Raw genomic sequence first — 16,774 nt, 5'->3', positions numbered from 1 at the left:
CAACCCGCGACGCCGGCACAGGCCTCCGGCTAGAAGCTCCCTTGAACCGACAGCGTGAAGATCGGCCCGACGCGCTGATGCTGACGTTCGAAGAAGCTCACCGGCGCACCGTTGCGACGGCCGGAATAGACCGTGCGGTAATTGCGGACATGGCCGTTGTTGAGGTTGAAGACCTGGAAGTTCACCTTGAGGCCCTTCACATCCTTCAGCTCGACGAATGCGCTGGCATAGGGGCCCTCCCAGTTCTGGTTGATCTCGTCGAGATAGTAGGCAAGCCCATAATGCTGGAACGAGAGGCCGCCGCCCCACGCGAACTGAGTGCCGGGAACATCGTGGCGCAGCGTCAGTTCGGCCCAGCGATCGCGCGTGTTGCTGATCACGCGTTCGGTGCCGGTCAGCGGGTCGCGCACGCGGCTCCGCTCCAAGCCTAACTCCGCATCGAGCTTGGCCCCCTTCCAGCCCAGCGGGTCGAACTGGATCGTGCTGATGCTCTCGATGCCGAGCCGGGTCGCGCTCGGCAGGTTGCCGACCGCATCTCCGTCCACGCCCACCGGTATGTGGTCGACAATGTCCTGGACCCAATAATGGTAGAGCTTGAGCCGGGTCTTGCCCCACCGCCCGAAATTCCGGGCGACCTCCCCGGTCGCTTCCCAGCTTTGCGGCGGCACGAGATTTGGATTGGCGTCGTTCTCACGATTATTGGTGATGTCCTGGTTGGCGAGGAAATCATAGAAACTGATCTGGCCGACCTTGCGCTCGACCTTGAGGCTGGCGTCCCAGCCCCTGGCGGGGCGCCAGGCGAACGAGGCGCTTCCCTTCGGCCGGAAGAAACGGCGTGCCGGCTCGGAGCTGCCCAAATCGGCCAGCTCCGAATATTCGGCGCCGCCGGCCAGTTGCAGATCGAGAGTGCCAGTCAGCGGGCGGCTCAGCGCGACGATGCCTTCATAGCGCTTCTCGACGACGATCCCGCTGCCCTGCGGAAAGGGGATATCGGCATAGCTGCCGTCCGGCCTCAGGCTCGCCAGCGTGCTGGTCTGGGCGAGGCGGTTGTCGGCACGCTCGAGTGAAACGGTCCAGTTGTTGGCACCGCCTTTCCAGCGATATTCCAGCCGGCCGATCGTTTCGCCCGTCTTCGAATCCTGGCCGTAGCGCGTGCCGGTCGAGGGCGCCCCGCTGTCATAGTCGGTCCGCTGGTCATAGGTCGCCGGCGCATGCTCGAAGTGGCGCAGGCCGATCAGCTTCAGCCGGCCGCCGGCCAGCGGCACCGAGATGTCGCCGCTCACGTCATATTGGAAACCATAGGTGCGGCGGCGATTGTCCCAGTCGTTATCGTCGCCGTCGACGCGCACGCGCCGCTGGAAATTGTCGCCGCGATTCCAATAGGGATTATAGACGAGATTGAGGTTCGCCTGGATCGGGCCGTTGCCGCCATATTTGAGGATGGCGGAGACCTTCGCCTGATCGAAGCTGTTCCAGTAAACCTGATCACGCGACTCCACCAGCGCGCCGGTCGACGACAGGATGCGAAAGTCGTCCCCACCCATCGCCCCGCGGCCGGGGCTGTTCTCCACGGACAGCGTATAGCCGAGCGCGCCGCTCGTCTCGCTATAACTGACCGATCCGGCGAGCCAGCGCGGCTTGGCATAATGGAGACGCAGCTGCGGATTCCAGCTGTAATTGCCGCTGGCTTTGCGATTGGCCTTCAGGATCACATCGGCGATCTGCCCGGTGAGACCGGCGATGCCGAGCGAAGCGGCTTCCTTGATCTCGATGCGTTCGACGTCGTCGGCGGGCACCTTCTGCAGCTGCGCGATGGCCCCGCCGGTCTTGTCGGTGGCGCGCTGCCCGTTGATCAGCACATTCTCCGAAGCCTCGCCCAGTCCGCGCGTGTCGTCGGCGCTGCGAATGGTGAAACCCGGCACCTGATTCAGCATGTCATAGGCAGTCCTGGGCGCGAAGCGCGCGAAGTCGGCCGGCGTGAAGATCTTCGCGCTGGTGGGCGCGGGCTCGCTATTGGCGGCGCTGGTCGGATCGACCTGCGCCTTCGCCGAAACCGGCGCGAGCAGCGTCGCCGATACCGCCAGCCATTCGCCGGCGCGACGGGCCGTCAACGTCATACGACGCCGGGGATTCGAAGATGTGCGGCTCATTTGCCGGCACCCCGCTTTCGGGGACCGACACCCGCGATCCGCAATTTGATCAGGTCGCGGGCCTCGAGGTCCCTCGCTCCATCCTGGCCGAAGGCGCGGACATAGTCGGGCGTGACGCCGAAGATGCGCATCTGGATCAGCGTCTCGGGGGTGAGGTCACGCAGGCCGAGGGCGCGCATCGACCGCACATAATCGGGCGTGACGCCGTGAATGCGAAAGGCGAGCAGATTGTCCCGGCCGATCCGGTCGAACCCGAGCCGGGCAAATTCCCGGATCGCATCGGGCGTCACCCCGTGGATCTTGAACGCGACGAGCGTTTCGATCGCACCGCCCTTGTAACCCGTATTCGCGAAGCCGCGCACCAGGTCCGTGGTGATATGGAAGATGCCGAGCTGGACCATTTCGTCGAGCGTGGGCGTTGCCCAGCCCTCGGCGTGCAACGCATCCAGCACGTCAAACGACACGCCACTCATAATGAGAACGAAGCTCTGCTCGCCGTTCGGCCGGGCGATGCCGCGCGCCGCGAGCCGATCGGCAAAGGCGGCGTTCGGGGCCAGCGAGCAGGTGCCGTCCGCGCGGCGATCATGGCTGAGCCCTTCGCATGAAAGCGTGCCTGCAGGACGCACCAGGCGAAACCGGACGCGGCCGCCGCGGTCGAAGGCGTCGCGCGCCAAACCATCGAGATCGGACAGCGGCAGCGACTGGGACCAGTTGTTGCGTTGCTGCCGCCCGGCATGGCGCTTGACACGCAGTTCGATGTCGGCGGCGCCACTGGGGCGCAGTTCGAAGTGGAGGCGATCAATCGTGGCGGGAGGGGCGGCGGATGCGCAGCAGGCAAGCAGCATCGCCGACGCGAGCAGGGAACGAAGCATGACGGGTCTCCTGGTGAGGGCAAAGCGGTGCCCTTCGCCCCGGAAGGGGGCGTTCGGGCAGTGCGATTTCTGGACGTGCGGTGGAACGGAGGCGGGTGGCCGTTACGAGATCGTTACGGGTCGTCGCTCTCCCTGTCAGGATCGAAGCCGACTGCTTTCAGCTCCGTCAGCTTGTCGGGCGAGGTGACGTCGATCCCGCGTGCGCGTAGTTTTCGCACATATTGGGGCGTGACACCGAGGCTGATCATGCCCTGATAGTCGTCGAGCGAGCCGTTGACGCCAAGCTTGCGCATCGCACCGATATAGGCGGGATCGATCCGGAGAGCCCGCGCGCCGAGCAGTTGCTCGAAGTTCCCCGACAATCCCGCGGCGCGCATCTCGCGGACATAATCGGGCGTGACACCCAGCGATCGCGCTTGCACCAGCTGGTCGGACGTGAGGTCGGGCCAGCCCGCCTGCGCCATGGCGTGTTTATAGTCGAGCGTGACGCCGGCGGCGCGCATCTCGATGATCTGATCGACATCGACCTTTTGAGAACCGCGATCGGACGCGCCGGTTTGTGGCGCCGCGACGGCACGACCGAGCAGCTTCTCCTGCATCGGCGCCTGCAGCGCGGGGCTCGTCTCGACCAACGCACGGCTGGAAGCAGGAGCGGGAGGCGATGCGATGGTCGCGTTGCGCGCCGGTTCGGACGCGATCGACGCGCCCTGACTCGGCGCGAACGTCACCGCGGCAAGCGGCGCGGCCATGGTGAGCATGCCCGCGGCGAACCCCGCCACCCACGACTTGCCCGAAGGCTGGCGCGCCGGACTGATATCGAGCACCCGCGCCACGCGGCGGCGCAGTGAATTCTTCGCCGGCGCAACGCCGTGCGCGCCGAGCAGCACTCCCCGGCATTCGTGGCGGGCGACGCCAATCAGCAGTTCGGCATAGTCGGGCCCGTCGATATCGGCGGCAAGCACGGCATCGTCCGCCGCTTCTTCGCGCAACTGATGAGCTTCGCGCGCCAGTACCCAGGCCAGCGGATTGAACCAGAAGGCGGCGGTGGCGACACGGGCGAGCATCAGCTTGGCCCAATCGAGCTGGACGACATGCGCTAGCTCGTGCGCGATGATCGCCTCGGCCTGTTCCGGCGCGCGGGCCGCGGCGTCGCTGAGCAGGATCGTCGGGCGCATCAGGCCCCAGCTGATCGGCGAGGCAAGCTCGTTGCTTCTGAGCAGCGCCGTGCCGCTCTTGAAGCCCATCCGCCGCTGCGCCCGGGCAAGCGCGGCCAGCCATTCGGGCTCGACCAGCACTTCCGCACGCTCGCGCAGTCCGACCAGGCGAAACAACGCAGCAATAGTGAGCAGCAGCAATGCCGCGGTTGGCACCAGATAGGCATGCCGCGCCATGACCATCACGGCGTCGCCGAACCGCGAAGGCTGTTCAGATATGGCTTTGGCTTGCTGTTCTGCCTGAGAGGGGACGGCCCTCCCGCTGGTCAGTGCGGCTTGTGGGGCCGCGATGCCGGGTGGCGCCGTGGCCTCGACGAAGCCCGCCACGGACTCGGGCAATGGCAAGGACAGCGACGGCAGCGCCAGGCCCGCAAGCGGCAGCGCGACCAGCGCGAACAATCCGAGATGCGCGATGGTCGATCGCTCGGCGGCCGAGCGGCGATGAGTCAGGCGCAACAGTAACAGCGTCGCTGCCGCGACCAGCAGCGATTTGAGCGCGAGGAGTAGCACGGCCATCGTTATTCCCCCCGGCCCTGCGCCCGTCGCGCTTCGGCGATCATCGCCTCGAGAACGTCGAGCTCGCGCGCATCGGGCTGCTGCGCCATGCCCAGCAGCGCGCTGGCGGCACTGACCGGCGATCCGTTGAAGAAGGTGCGCACCACCTGGCTGAGCGCGGTCCGCCGCGCCTGGGTGTCGGGCAAGGTCGGCGAGAAGACAAATCCCCGGTCGCTCTCCTCGCGGTGCACGAAGCCCTTGTCCTCGAGCCGCTTCAGCATCGCGCGCACCGCCGACCCGGTAAGCCGGTCCGGCAATGCATCGCAGATTTCCGAGACGGTCCTCGCGCCCCCTTGATAGAGCAGGTCGACGATCTGGCGCTCGCGGGGCGGCAATTGCGAAAGCATGGCTTACCTCATTGGCTACAAATGTAGCGTGCTACATTTGTAGCGCGAGCGCAAGCGGTAGTTTCAGTGAGGTTCCAGGCCGATCCGCATCGTCAGCACCAGGGATCCACCCGGCGGCAACAGATCGAACATCGCGCCCGGCCGGTTGAACGCGTCGGGCAGATGGCTGACCGGTTCCAGACAGCAGTAGCTCTCGCCTTCCGGGTGGAAAAGATGCAGGTCGCGCGCGCCCCTGGCAGTCAGGCGGACGACATGGTCGCCGCGGTCGAGCGTCGCACGCCCGTCCCATCGCTCATAGCTATGGTCGATGAAACCGGCGTCGGAGATCGAGGCGCCCGCTGCCCAGTCGCCGAAATGGTCGGCGGCAACGGCCTCGCTCGGGATCTGGACGGCGTCCGTCAGCCATAGCCTGGCGGCGTTGAGGCGCAGGCGCGTCCCGGGCGGGATCGCGAAATAGGGGTGCAGCCCGATCCCCGCCGGCATTGGCTCGCGCGACGCGTTGGCGAGCGTCAGGGTCACGCACAGCCCGTCCTCGCCGAGGCTGAATGCCTGCTCGGCGCGGTAACGCCACGGCCAGCCACCGCCCCCGTCATGGACATGGATGAGTCGCGCCCGAGCGGAGCCTGCTTCCACGACCTTCCACGGACGCTGCCAGCCGAAACCATGCAGGGTGTTGGGGTGATCGCCGAAATTGAGCGGCAGGGCGATACTGCGCCCGCTGAAGCGAAACCGCCCGCGCGCGATGCGATTGGCATAGGGTACGAGCGGGAAACAGGCGCTCTGCAACGGATCGGTGACACCTTCCGCCGTGGGGCGCAGGATATCGGCGCCCTCGAATTTCAGGCTGCCGATCGCGCCCCCGAGCGCGGGGAGGAGCGTCAGCGCCCACCCCGCGCCCGAGAGCTCGATCATGTCAGCCTTCCATCGCTTCCAGCTCGCGACCCTTGGTCTCGTTCACCAGTGCCTTCACGAAGAAGAAGGAGATGAACGCGCTCGCGGCGTAGAAGCCATAGGTGACCGGCAGGCCGATGTTCGAGGCCATCCAGGGGAAGCTGACGCTGATCAGGAAGTTCGCGCCCCATTGCGCGAGGCCCGCTACGGCGAGGCCCGAGCCGCGGATCTGGTTCGGGAACATTTCACCGAGCATGACCCACATGATCGGGCCCCAACTGAGGTTGAACAAGAACGAGTAGGCGAGCGCGCTGCCGAGAGCGATCTTGCCGATCATCGGCGACATCTCCGGACCATGTGCGCCGACCGTCGCGGTCGAGAAGGCATAGGCCATCAGCGCGAGTGTGACGGCCATGCCGACCGAGCCGATCAGCAGCAGCGGCTTGCGGCCAACCCTGTCGACGATGGCGATCGTCACCAGGCAGGCGGCAATCGAAACCAGCCCCGAGATGATGTTGATGATCAGCGCGTCATTCTCGCTATAGCCGACCTGCTGCCACAGCACCGACCCGTAATAGAAGACGATGTTGATGCCGACGAACTGCTGGAACACGGCAAGGCCGATGCCGGCCCAGACGATCGGGCGGACCTTGCCGCTCGCATCGAGCAAGTCGGCGAATTTCGGCCGGTGATGATCGGCGGCGAGGCTGTCGCGAATCTCGGCGACTTTTGCGCGGGCGGCGTCGGCGCCGAACAGTTTCGTCAACACCACTTCGGCCTCGGCATCGCGGCCCTTCATCGCCAGATAGCGCGGGCTTTCCGGGATCAGCAGCAAGGTGAAGAGATAGAACACGGCCGGGATGACCTGCAGCCAGAACATCCAGCGCCAGGCCGGATAATCGAACCACAGATTCTGGGTCGAGCCGCCGGCACTGTGCGCCAGCGCGTAATTGGCGAAAAAGGCGCCGGTCAGGCCGGTGATGATCATCACCTGCTGGACGCTCGACAGCCGGCCGCGGATGTTCGCGGGCACGACCTCGCTGATATAGACGGGCGCAAGCACGCTGGCCGCGCCGACGCCGAGGCCGCCGATGATCCGGGCGAGGATGAACATGATCGACGAGGTTGCGGCACCGGCACCGAGCGCGCTGATGATGAACAGAACGGCGGCGATCATCATCACGCCGCGGCGGCCGATGACATCCGCGAGGCGACCCGCGATGAAGGCGCCGGCGGCACAGCCCAGCAGAATTGCACCGACATTGAGGCCAGTGCCGAGCTTCGACAGGTCGAAGGCCTTGTTCAGCCCCTCCTGCGTGCCGTTGATCACGCCGCTATCATAGCCGAACATGAATCCGCCGATCGTCGCTACCGCCACGATCAGCGCGATAAAGGCCATATTGACCCGTCCCGCCTCTGGTGTTGCCATGGTCTTGTCCCTCTCCGTTCCTGTTCTACTTGTTATGCGCTGACCCGAAGTGACGCCTCGGTCACCGGCAGCCCCGGCACCGCGACGTCGAACGCGAACAGATCCCCTGCCTCAGGTTGCCCCGCCAGCGCTTCCGCGTCGAGCCCCTTGCGGGCGGTCGTGACAAAGGCAGTCTTCAGATCGGGACCGCCGAACGCGATCTTGGTGACGTTCGAGACCGGCAGCTTGACCGTCTCGAGCAACGCGCCGTCGGGCGCATAGCGGCGCACGCCCCAGCCGAAAAACAGGCCGGTCCACACGCAACCCTCGCTGTCGACGACCGGGCCGTCGGGATAGCCCGCGCCCTCCTCGATCGTCGCGAAGACGCGCATCGCGCCGAGCGAGCCGTCGTCATGGACGTCAACCGCATGGATGATCTTGCCGAGCGTATCGGTGTGATAGAGCGTCCTGCCATCGGGCGAGACGGTCGGGCCGTTGGTGATCGAGACCGGCGGCAGGCCGGTATCGACCACGCCGTTCGCGTCGAGCGCGTAGAGGCGTCCGCTCAGATCGGCTTCGCTGTCGTCCATCGAGCCGAACAGGATGCGGCCGCGCGCGTCGGTGGTCGCATCGTTGAGGCGGTTGCCGGGCAGATGCGCTTCCGGCCTATGCAGCGGGGTAAAGCCGCCGGTCGCCGAGTCGAATCGCTCCACGCCGCGCTGCATGCCGACGATGAAGCCGCTGTCCTGTTCCGGCAGGACCCAGCCGATCTGCGACGGGGCGTCCCAATGCTTCAGCGCACCGGTCGCCGGATCGAAGCGGTAGATCCGCTTCTCCTTGATATCGACGAACCACAGCGCGTTTTCCCGCGCGACCCAGACAGGTCCTTCGCCCAGCGTCGCCCCGACGCTGCAGACCCGGCGCGGCGAGCCTGCGACCATCTCAGCGCCAGCCGGCATCGACGAAATAATCGTGACCGGTGCACATCTTCGCATCGTCCGACGCGAGAAACAGCACCAGCGCGGCGACGTCGGCGGGCTGGATGCGGCCGTCGAGGCACTGCGCCGCGACGATCTCCGCCTCGCCTTCGGGCGTGTACCATTTCTCCTGCCGCGGCGTCTGGACGTTGCCGGGCACGATGGTGTTGACGCGGATATTGGCGCGGCCGAGATCGCGCGCCATGCTGCGCGTCATGCCTTCGATCGCTGCCTTGGCGGTCTGGTACAGGACCAGGTCGTTCAGGCCGAGATGCCAGCTGATCGAGCCGAAGTTGAGGATCGCGCCGCCGCCCGCGCGCTTCATCGCCGGCACTACTGCCTGGGCCGCGAAGAACTGATGGCGGAGGTTCACCGCCATGCGCTCGTCCCAATATTCCGGGGTAACGTCGTCGATCGTGTGGCGATCGTCGTTGGCGGCGTTGTTGAGCAGGATATCGACCCCGCCAAGGCCCTGTTCCAGCTCAGCCATCACGGTCTTGAGCGCGGCGATGTCGGTCAGGTCGAGATGGCGATAAAGCGGGGCATGCTTCGCGCCGGGGGTCAGCCGCTCGACCACCGCCCGGCTGGCGTCGTCGGCGATATCGACGAACGCGACCTTCGACCCTTGCGCGACGAATGCCTCGACGAGGCCTTCGCCGATGCCGCTGCCGCCGCCAGTGATGATGACGCACTTGTCGGCGAGGCTGGGATACAGTGCGCGGGGTGCGCCAGCGACTTTTGCCTGCAGCACGGATTCAGTCTCCAGAATATGCGTCATGATACGGCCAGCAGACCCCGACGCGCGAGATTGCGCATCAGGTCGCCAATGCCGAATTGCCAGGGCGGCGCCGCCTTGGACGTGGTCACGCGGTTGACGAGGCGCCCGATGCGCGGCGTCGAGATGGTCACGACATCGCCCACCTTGTGGGTGAAGCCGTGCTTCGGCACGTCGCGATCCTGAGTCGGCGCGAACAGGGTGCCGAGGAACAGTACGAAGCCATCGGGATATTGATGCTCGCTCATCGTGTGCCTGAGCAGCGCTTCCGGATCGCGGCTGATCTGGTTCATCGAGCTGATGCCGGTGAGGCGGTAACCCTCGGGACCTTCGATCAGCAGCTCGACTTCGGCATTGCGCACATCGTCTAGCGTGAAGCCCTTATCGAACAGCCGCACGAACGGGCCGAGCGCGCAGGACGCGTTATTGTCCTTCGCCTTGCCGAGCAGTAGCGCCGAGCGGCCTTCGAAATCGCGCAGATTGACGTCGTTGCCGAGCGTCGCGCCGATCGCGGCGCCGGTCGAATCGGCGAGCATCACGATCTCGGGCTCGGGATTGTTCCAGGTCGAATCGGACCGCACCCCGATCTCGCCGCCATAGCCGATGGTCGAGAGCACCGGCGATTTGGTGAAGACTTCCGCATCCGGGCCGATCGCGACCTCGAGATATTGCGACCACATGCCGTCCTCGATCAGCGCGGTCTTCATCGCCGCCGCCTCGGGCGAGCCCGGCACGACGGCGCGCAGGCTGCCGCCGATGATGTCCTCGAGCCGGGCGCGGACATCGGCCGCGGCACCCGCATCGCCGCGCGCGCGCTCCTCGATCACGCGCTCGAGCGCCGAGACCGCGAAGGTCACGCCGGCCGCTTTCACGCATTGCAGGTCGATCGGACTGAGCAGGCGCAACGCCGCGTCCGGGCCAGTGCCGAGGTCGAGCGAATCGAGATCCCCCAGCGCCACGCCGGCGCTCGCGTCAAAGGCTTTGTCCTCGATCAGCGCCGACACCGTCGGTGCCACTTTCGCCATGTCATGCGCGACGCCGCCGGCGATCAGGACCGGGCTCGGCCCCTCCGCGCTGGCGATGCGGCCGACAAACAAACCCTCGCGCCAATCCGCTGGCAGCGCATCCGCCACCGCAAAGCCCCCGTCAGCCATCCCACTCCGCTCAACAACGTTCTTGATAGCGCTACCATTGAGCGCTGCCGTTGCCCTGTCAAGGTCTCCAATAGTCGGTAATCGCGAAGAGTGGCGCTTCAAGCAGCGCGGAGGTCACCGGTAACGCGGGCAGTCGAACCAGTCGGCGAAATCGTCCCATGCGCCGGACACGGAATCGGGAAAGACGGCGGGGCGTTTTGCGAGGAATGCGCCCACGCCCTCGCGCGCATCGGCGCTGGCGCCGCGTAGCCACATCACCCTGCTTTCGAGGCGGTGCGCGTCCATCGGATGCTGCGCGCCGAGGCCGACCCAGAGCATCCGGCGCATCAGCGAGACGGAGACCGGTGCGCTCTCCGAGGTCAGGTCGTGGGCAAGCGCGCGAGCGGCGGGGAGCAGGTCGTCGGGCCCGTGGACACTGCGGACGAGTCCGCCACGCAGTGCCTCGGCCGCGTCGAACAGACGCGCCGAATAGCACCATTCGAGCGCCTGGCCGATGCCGACCAGGCGCGGCAGGAACCAGGTCGACGTCGCCTCCGGCACGATCCCGCGCCGGGCGAAGACGAAACCGAATCGCGCAGTGTCGCTCGCCAGGCGGAAGTCCATCGGCAGGGTCATGGTGACGCCGACCCCGACCGCCGGGCCGTTGATCGCGCCGATCACGGGCTTGAGCGACTCGAAGATGCGCAGCGACAACATGCCGCCGCCATCACGCACCGCCGGGTTCGACCAGTTGATGCTGCCATCCGGATCCACCGGCGACTCGCCATCGGCCCAGCGACCGCCGCGCTTCTCATAGTCGAAGGTCGCACCGCCCTCCGACAGATCGGCGCCGGCGCAGAAGGCGCGGCCGCTACCGGTGACGATCACTGCCCGGACGGCATCGTCGGCATCGGTTGCGTCGAAGGCGGCGAGCAGATCGTCGAGCATCGCCTTGTTGAAGGCGTTGAGCTTGTCCGGCCGGTCGAGCGTGATCGTGGCGATCCCGTCCGTATCGGTCTCCAGCAGGATCGTCTCGAAGTCCCGGCTCATGCGGCCGGGCACTTTGCTCCGCTTTCGACCCATGCCCTGGTCAGCGCGCCGAACTCGGCCTGGGTGCCGGGCGCGGGCGTGCGGCCCTTGCCCGGGTGCCAGCCCCAGCCGACCAGCACGTCCGTACCATTATGCTCGATCAGCTGCTCGAGCGTCTTGTGGCCGTTGCGCGCCGGATCCTTGATCTGCGCGCAGATCTCGGCGAGCGACTTGCCTTCCCATGCCATCGAGATCGGTGCCAACGCCCATTTGCGGTTGCCCGGAATGCTGCCCTCGCCATTGGCGAAGTCGACATTCTCCCGACCATGGCAGGTGGTGCATTCCATGCCCGATGCGCCGAAATTATACGGGCCGCGGGCGATCGGCGGGCTGTGCGGATGCATGTCGTCGCCCTGGAGCGGCCGATCGGTCCGGGGGTGGCAGTTCACGCAGCGCGGGCTCTGGATGACCTTGCCCATCTCGCGGAACAGCGCGACCGAGCGGGCATCCTGATTCGCGATGCCGGCAAAGGCCGACGGGGCTTTGAGCGTAACCGGCGCGTCCTTGGCCATGATGGCGACGGGCAGCGCTACGATGGTGACCGCCAGGGCGAGAAGGCGCGGGTTCATGCGTTTTCTCCATGAGCGAAGGGAAGTCTGCGCACGGCCTTGCCGGTGAGCTTGCGCCAGGCATTGGCGACCGCGGGCGCAAGCGGTGGCACGCCCGGCTCGCCGACGCCGGTCGGTGCTTCGGTGGAGGCGATGATCGCGACCTCTACCTCAGGCATCTCGCCAATGCGCAAGCTGCGATAGGTGTCGAAATTGCCCTGCGCGACGGTGCCGCCCTTGCCCAGCACGAGCTCCGCATAGAGCGCATGGCCGAGCGCGAAACCGATGCCGCCCTCCATCTGGGCGCGGATGACATTGGGGTTGACCGCGACGCCGCAATCGACCGCGCACCACACCTTGTGCACCTTGGGCAGGCCGTCCGCGCCCTTCGACACTTCGACGATCTGCGCGACATAGGTATTGAACGCCTTGTGCGTCGCGACGCCGCGGGCGCGGCCGGCCGGGACCGGGCCACCCCATTTCGCCATCTCCGCGACGCGCCGCAGCACGGCCTTTTCGCGCGGTTCCTTCATCAGTTCGAGCCGCCCTTCGACGGCATCCTTGCCACCGAGCGCGAGCAATTCGTCGATGAAGGTCTCGACGACATAGGCCGTGTGCGTATGGCCGACCGAGCGCCACCAGTTGGTGGTGACGGGGCTCTTCATCAGATGCGCGCCGACGCGGAAATTGGGCAGGTCGTAACTGCCCTCGCTCGCGCCCTCGGTCATCGTCGAGTCCTTGCCGTCCTTGACGATCATCTTCTCCATTGCGGTGCCGATGACGAAGGACTGAATGGCGATGACCTGATCCCAGCCGACGATATTGCCCCTGGCGTCGATGCCGCCGCGCAGCTTGTGCACGGTCATCGGCCGGTAATAGCCGCCGCGGATATCATTCTCGCGCGTCCAGAAGAACTTGACCGGCGATGCCCCGCCCCAGGCCTTGGCGACCGCCCCGGCCTCTTGCGGGAAGGCCATGTCGGAGGTGGTGCGGCGGCCGAAGCTGCCACCGGCATATTGCTGATGCAGCACCGCCTTTTCGGGCGGGATGCCGAGCACGCCGGCGATGATGCTGGTTTCGGTCGCCTGGAACTGCGACCCCATCCACACATCGAGGCGGCCGTCCTTGACCTCCATCACCGCATCCATCGGTTCCATCGGCGCATGGACGAGATAAGGCAGCTGATAGGTCGCCTCGATCATCTTCGCCGCGCCCTTCAGCGCCGTGGCGGGATCGCCCTTCTTCTCATATTCGACGCCCGGTTTTTCGACCTCGGCGCGGTATGCGCGGAACAGTTCTTCGCTGGAGCGCAGTTCGGCCGCAGCCAGATCCCAGTCGACCTTCAGCGCGTTGCGGCCCTTCATCGCGGCATAACTGTCCTTGGCATAGACCACGACGCCCTGGGCAATCGTCTTGACCCCGACGACGCCCGGGGTGGCGAGCGCCGCCGCGTCGTCGACCGACTTCACCTTGCCGCCAAAGGCGGGGGGATGGAGGATGACGGCATGGACCATGTCCGGACGCGCGATATCCAGCGTGAAGATCGCCGTGCCGTTGGACTTGATGGCGGAATCGACCTTGGGCACGTCGGTGCCGATCAGGGTCCATTTGTCCGGCGTCTTGAGCACCGGCTTGGCCGGCGGCGTCATCGCCGCGGCCTCGGCCGCAAGCTCACCGAAGCTCGCCTTGTGGCTGCCGCTGCTGACCACGCCCTTCGAGACTTTCACGTCCGCGGCCGGCACGCTCCAGCGTTTCGCCGCCGCATCGACCAGCATCGCGCGCGCGGTGGCACCGGCGCTGCGCATCTGCATGAAGCTGTTGGCGATCGCGGTCGATCCGCCCGTCGCCATCGTGCCGAAGAACAGGTTCGCGTAGAGCTTGTCGTTGTTGGTGGCGTGTTCGATGCGCACCTGCCCCCAGTCCGCGTCCATCTCGTCCGCGGCGAGCGTGGCGAGGCCGGTGGCCGGTCCCTGGCCGAACTCGATATGCTTGATGACGATGGTCACGAGATTGTCGGGCGTGACCTTGACGAAGGCATTGGGCTGGAACGGCGTGCCGGGCGCCGCCGCGAGGCTGCGGCCCATCGGCAGCGCGAGCCCGAGCACGAGGCCGGTCGACTGCAGAAAGCCGCGGCGGGAGGGGACCAGAATGTTGGAGAGGGGGGCGTTCATGCGCTTGCCTCCATCGCGGTCGACGCATCCTTGATCGCCTGGCGGATACGAACATAGGTCGCGCAACGGCAGATATTGCCGGCCATGCCCTGGTCGATATCAGCGTCGGTCGGCTTGGGCTTGGCGGTGAGCAGGCCGATCGCCGACATGACCTGGCCCGACTGGCAAAAGCCGCATTGGGGCACGTCGATCTTGACCCAGGCGGCCTTCACTGCCTCCGACCGCGCATCGGTCGCGCCCTCGATCGTCACGACCTTGCGGCCCGCGATCGTGCCGATCGGCGTCACGCACGACCGACGATTCTTGCCGTCGAGATGCACGGTGCAGGCACCGCATTGCGCGATCCCGCAGCCATATTTGGTGCCGGTGAGCCTCAGATGATCGCGCAATACCCAGAGCAGCGGGGTATCGGGATCGCCATCGAACGAAGTCTTGACCCCGTTCAGGATGAACTCGGTCGCCATGGTGCGTCTCCCTATTCTTGCCCGCTCGGTACAGAATAGGCGGTACCGGGCCGGTTGCGCAATCGAAAGGAGCGGCAATCCAACGGTTTTTCGATGGAGGGCGTCATCGGGTACCGCGCCGGGCCCGCTGACATACCGTCACCACGCGGCTGGCAGTTGAACTCACTGCCCATCGCCGTCTATGCCGCGTCGCAGCAAGAAAGGCTGTCCTGGTGCGGATTGCGATCGTCGACGAAAGCGCCGCGCGTGCCGCGGTGATCGAGGAAGGCCTGCGCGACGCGGGCCTGACCGACGTCGCCTTGTTCAACGAACGGCTGGGCATCGCCGCGCGGCTCGAGGCGTTCGCCCCCGATGTGGTGCTGATCAATCTCGCCAACCCCCACCGTGACGAGCTGGAGGAGTTGTTCGCGCTGTCGCGGGCGATGGCGCGCCCGGTCGCAATGTTCGTCGACCAGAGCGACACCGCCGGCATGGAGGCGGCAATCGATGCCGGCGTCTCGGCCTATGTCGTCGACGGACTGAAGAAGGAACGGATCAGGCCAGTGCTCGAATTGGCGATCCGGCGCTTCCGTGCCTATTCGCGGCTGCGCACCGAGCTTGACGAGGCACGCAGCGCGCTGGCCGAACGCAAGGCGATCGACCAGGCCAAGGCGCTGCTGATGATGAAGCGCGGGATCGACGAGCCCGCTGCCTATGCCGCGCTGCGCAAGGCGGCGATGGATAGCGGCCGGCGGATCGGCGACGTGGCCGACGCGATCGTCACCGCCGACCGGCTGATGGGGGACCTATGAGCAGCACGCCATTCCGCATCGGTTTCCTGCCGCTGGTCGACGCCGCCCTGCCGATCCTGGCGCGCGAGCTCGGTTTCGCCGAGGAGGAGCGGATCGACCTGACGCTGGTGCGCGACATGAGCTGGGCGACGGTCAACGACCGGCTGCTCTACGGCCATAGCGATGCCGCGCATCTGCTGGCGCCGCTGGCGATCGCGACGACGCTCGGGCTGGGCCGCCCGGCGACGCCGATCTCGGTACCGTTCGTGCTGGGGCTGAACGGCAATGCGATCACCTTGCGGCCCGATCTGGCCGAACAGGTCACGACGATCGGCCGGCCCGGCGACGTGACGGCAATCGGCGCGAAGCTGGCGACCATCGTCCGGGACGGCGGCAGGCGGCTGCGCTTCGGCGTGGTGCATCGCTATTCTAGCCATGACTACATGCTACGCTACTGGCTGGTCGGCTGCGGCATCGACCCGGACCGCGATGTCGAGATCGTCACCGTCGCGCCGCCCTTTGCCGCCGATGCGCTGGCGAGCGGCGAGGTCGACGGCATCTGTGTCGGCGAGCCATGGAACAGCGTCGCGGTGGATCGCGGCGCGGGCGTGATCGTCGCGGTCACCTCGCAGATCTGGCTGCGCGGCGTGGAGAAAGTGCTCGCCATGCGCACGGCGCGCATGGAGGAAGACCCGGACCTGACCAAACGCCTGATCCGCGCCTTGTACCGGGCGGGCATTGCCTTTGTCGATCCGGCGCGCCTCGACGAGATCGCCGACGTGCTTGCGCGGGCGGCGTATCTCGACGGGTCCGCGGCACTGATCCGCCGCGCCATTTCCGACCAGATCCTGTTCGCGCGCGGTTTCCCCGCGGTCCATGTGCCCGACTTCATGTTCCAGCACCGCGAGGCGGCGAATTTCCCCTGGGTCAGCCAGGCGGCATGGCTTTATGCGCAGATGTGCCTGGCGGGGCATACCGAGGCCAATGAGGCGGATTACCGTGCGGCGCAGCATGTCTTTCGGCCGGATGTCTATCGCGCCGCGCTCCGTCCGCTCGGCGTGCCGTTGCCCGGCGCCAGCTCCAAGCTCGAAGGCGGCATTGCCGATTCGCTTGGCGTGGGCACGACTCAAGGCAGACTGATTCTGGGTGCCGACCGGTTCTTCGACGCGCGCAGTTTCGATCCCGATGCGCTGGAAACGTACCTGTTAGGGTCGCATCGGCCCTGATTTACGCTGCGATGCAAAAAAGGCTTGCATCGAATCGCGATCCGCGTCAGCTTTCACTCGACCGCCGGATCGCTGCAACGAGGTAGCACCCGGCATCACCGAAAATTCAGGCAAAGTCGCCGTCCGGCACCGTTTCGCAACGGTCGTCGCGGCGGCTTTTTTGCGTTTGCTCGAAGGGGATCGA

At 66.4% G+C, this 16,774-nt stretch carries 15 protein-coding genes; 2 read left to right on the top strand and 13 right to left on the bottom strand.

Going from position 1 to position 16,774, the window contains the following annotated elements:
• Window positions 1-29: 29 nt before the first annotated feature.
• The 13 genes from ACZ1I5_RS00165 to ACZ1I5_RS00105 form a co-directional block, all read right to left on the bottom strand.
• On the bottom strand, window positions 30-2,117 hold the full coding sequence (locus tag ACZ1I5_RS00165; protein ID WP_465171724.1) for a TonB-dependent receptor plug domain-containing protein: 2,088 nt from the start codon (window positions 2,115-2,117) through the stop codon (window positions 30-32).
• A gap of 29 nt (window positions 2,118-2,146) precedes the next feature.
• Entirely contained in the window at window positions 2,147-3,022 is an 876-nt protein-coding gene (locus tag ACZ1I5_RS00160; RefSeq protein WP_465171723.1) for a hypothetical protein, read from the bottom strand.
• Window positions 3,023-3,135: 113 nt separating this feature from the next.
• Window positions 3,136-4,752 (bottom strand): M56 family metallopeptidase, encoded by a 1,617-nt coding sequence (locus ACZ1I5_RS00155; protein WP_465171722.1) that lies wholly within the window; start codon window positions 4,750-4,752, stop codon window positions 3,136-3,138.
• A gap of 2 nt (window positions 4,753-4,754) precedes the next feature.
• The gene (locus ACZ1I5_RS00150; RefSeq protein WP_465171721.1) at window positions 4,755-5,138 is read right to left on the bottom strand and encodes a BlaI/MecI/CopY family transcriptional regulator; all 384 of its coding nucleotides are present in this window, start codon (window positions 5,136-5,138) and stop codon (window positions 4,755-4,757) included.
• Between the two features lie 63 nt (window positions 5,139-5,201).
• Window positions 5,202-6,050, bottom strand: coding sequence for an aldose 1-epimerase (locus tag ACZ1I5_RS00145; protein ID WP_465171720.1), 849 nt, complete (start codon window positions 6,048-6,050; stop codon window positions 5,202-5,204).
• A 1-nt stretch (window position 6,051) separates the two neighbouring features.
• Complete coding sequence (locus ACZ1I5_RS00140) at window positions 6,052-7,494, bottom strand: sugar porter family MFS transporter (protein ID WP_465173864.1); 1,443 nt, start codon at window positions 7,492-7,494, stop codon at window positions 6,052-6,054.
• Window positions 7,491-8,378: an SMP-30/gluconolactonase/LRE family protein gene (locus tag ACZ1I5_RS00135; RefSeq protein WP_465171719.1), complete on the bottom strand. Its 888-nt coding sequence runs from the start codon at window positions 8,376-8,378 to the stop codon at window positions 7,491-7,493. Before ACZ1I5_RS00135 ends, ACZ1I5_RS00140 begins: the two co-directional genes overlap by 4 nt.
• A gap of 1 nt (window position 8,379) precedes the next feature.
• Complete coding sequence (locus ACZ1I5_RS00130; protein WP_465171718.1) at window positions 8,380-9,192, bottom strand: SDR family NAD(P)-dependent oxidoreductase; 813 nt, start codon at window positions 9,190-9,192, stop codon at window positions 8,380-8,382.
• Window positions 9,189-10,343, bottom strand: a complete 1,155-nt coding sequence (locus ACZ1I5_RS00125) for a fumarylacetoacetate hydrolase family protein (RefSeq protein ID WP_465171717.1) — start codon at window positions 10,341-10,343, stop codon at window positions 9,189-9,191. The genes ACZ1I5_RS00130 and ACZ1I5_RS00125 overlap by 4 nt, the downstream gene beginning before the upstream one ends.
• Before the next feature lie 114 nt (window positions 10,344-10,457).
• The gene (locus ACZ1I5_RS00120) at window positions 10,458-11,372 is read right to left on the bottom strand and encodes a crotonase/enoyl-CoA hydratase family protein (protein ID WP_465171716.1); all 915 of its coding nucleotides are present in this window, start codon (window positions 11,370-11,372) and stop codon (window positions 10,458-10,460) included.
• Window positions 11,369-11,980: an Isoquinoline 1-oxidoreductase subunit gene (locus ACZ1I5_RS00115; protein ID WP_465171715.1), complete on the bottom strand. Its 612-nt coding sequence runs from the start codon at window positions 11,978-11,980 to the stop codon at window positions 11,369-11,371. The genes ACZ1I5_RS00120 and ACZ1I5_RS00115 overlap by 4 nt, the downstream gene beginning before the upstream one ends.
• Window positions 11,977-14,130, bottom strand: coding sequence for a xanthine dehydrogenase family protein molybdopterin-binding subunit (locus ACZ1I5_RS00110; protein ID WP_465171714.1), 2,154 nt, complete (start codon window positions 14,128-14,130; stop codon window positions 11,977-11,979). The genes ACZ1I5_RS00115 and ACZ1I5_RS00110 overlap by 4 nt, the downstream gene beginning before the upstream one ends.
• Window positions 14,127-14,594, bottom strand: a complete 468-nt coding sequence (locus ACZ1I5_RS00105) for a (2Fe-2S)-binding protein (RefSeq protein ID WP_465171713.1) — start codon at window positions 14,592-14,594, stop codon at window positions 14,127-14,129. Before ACZ1I5_RS00105 ends, ACZ1I5_RS00110 begins: the two co-directional genes overlap by 4 nt.
• Window positions 14,595-14,806: 212 nt before the next feature.
• Here ACZ1I5_RS00105 and ACZ1I5_RS00100 point away from each other — a divergent pair, with 212 nt between their 5' ends.
• Window positions 14,807-15,385, top strand: a complete 579-nt coding sequence (locus tag ACZ1I5_RS00100) for an ANTAR domain-containing response regulator (protein ID WP_465171712.1) — start codon at window positions 14,807-14,809, stop codon at window positions 15,383-15,385.
• The gene (locus ACZ1I5_RS00095) at window positions 15,382-16,590 is read left to right on the top strand and encodes an ABC transporter substrate-binding protein (protein WP_465171711.1); all 1,209 of its coding nucleotides are present in this window, start codon (window positions 15,382-15,384) and stop codon (window positions 16,588-16,590) included. The genes ACZ1I5_RS00100 and ACZ1I5_RS00095 overlap by 4 nt, the downstream gene beginning before the upstream one ends.
• Window positions 16,591-16,774 lie beyond the last annotated feature (184 nt).

The organism is Sphingomonas sp. BL-S-30, from assembly GCF_055521475.1.
Note: the sequence above shows the minus strand (reverse complement) of the source record. Positions and strands in the feature narration are given on the sequence as shown.

Excerpts from the sequence above, each read along its gene's own strand:
- ACZ1I5_RS00120 (WP_465171716.1), bottom strand. The coding sequence starts at position 11,372 with ATGAGCCGGGACTTCGAGACGATCCTGCTGGAGACCGATACGGACGGG.
- ACZ1I5_RS00115 (WP_465171715.1), bottom strand. The coding sequence starts at position 11,980 with ATGAACCCGCGCCTTCTCGCCCTGGCGGTCACCATCGTAGCGCTGCCC.
- ACZ1I5_RS00150 (WP_465171721.1), bottom strand. The coding sequence starts at position 5,138 with ATGCTTTCGCAATTGCCGCCCCGCGAGCGCCAGATCGTCGACCTGCTC.
- ACZ1I5_RS00105 (WP_465171713.1), bottom strand. The coding sequence starts at position 14,594 with ATGGCGACCGAGTTCATCCTGAACGGGGTCAAGACTTCGTTCGATGGC.
- ACZ1I5_RS00145 (WP_465171720.1), bottom strand. The coding sequence starts at position 6,050 with ATGATCGAGCTCTCGGGCGCGGGGTGGGCGCTGACGCTCCTCCCCGCG.
- ACZ1I5_RS00125 (WP_465171717.1), bottom strand. The coding sequence starts at position 10,343 with ATGGCTGACGGGGGCTTTGCGGTGGCGGATGCGCTGCCAGCGGATTGG.
- ACZ1I5_RS00155 (WP_465171722.1), bottom strand. The coding sequence starts at position 4,752 with ATGGCCGTGCTACTCCTCGCGCTCAAATCGCTGCTGGTCGCGGCAGCG.
- ACZ1I5_RS00135 (WP_465171719.1), bottom strand. The coding sequence starts at position 8,378 with ATGGTCGCAGGCTCGCCGCGCCGGGTCTGCAGCGTCGGGGCGACGCTG.
- ACZ1I5_RS00165 (WP_465171724.1), bottom strand. The coding sequence starts at position 2,117 with ATGACGTTGACGGCCCGTCGCGCCGGCGAATGGCTGGCGGTATCGGCG.
- ACZ1I5_RS00130 (WP_465171718.1), bottom strand. The coding sequence starts at position 9,192 with ATGACGCATATTCTGGAGACTGAATCCGTGCTGCAGGCAAAAGTCGCT.
- ACZ1I5_RS00160 (WP_465171723.1), bottom strand. The coding sequence starts at position 3,022 with ATGCTTCGTTCCCTGCTCGCGTCGGCGATGCTGCTTGCCTGCTGCGCA.
- ACZ1I5_RS00095 (WP_465171711.1), top strand. The coding sequence starts at position 15,382 with ATGAGCAGCACGCCATTCCGCATCGGTTTCCTGCCGCTGGTCGACGCC.
- ACZ1I5_RS00110 (WP_465171714.1), bottom strand. The coding sequence starts at position 14,130 with ATGAACGCCCCCCTCTCCAACATTCTGGTCCCCTCCCGCCGCGGCTTT.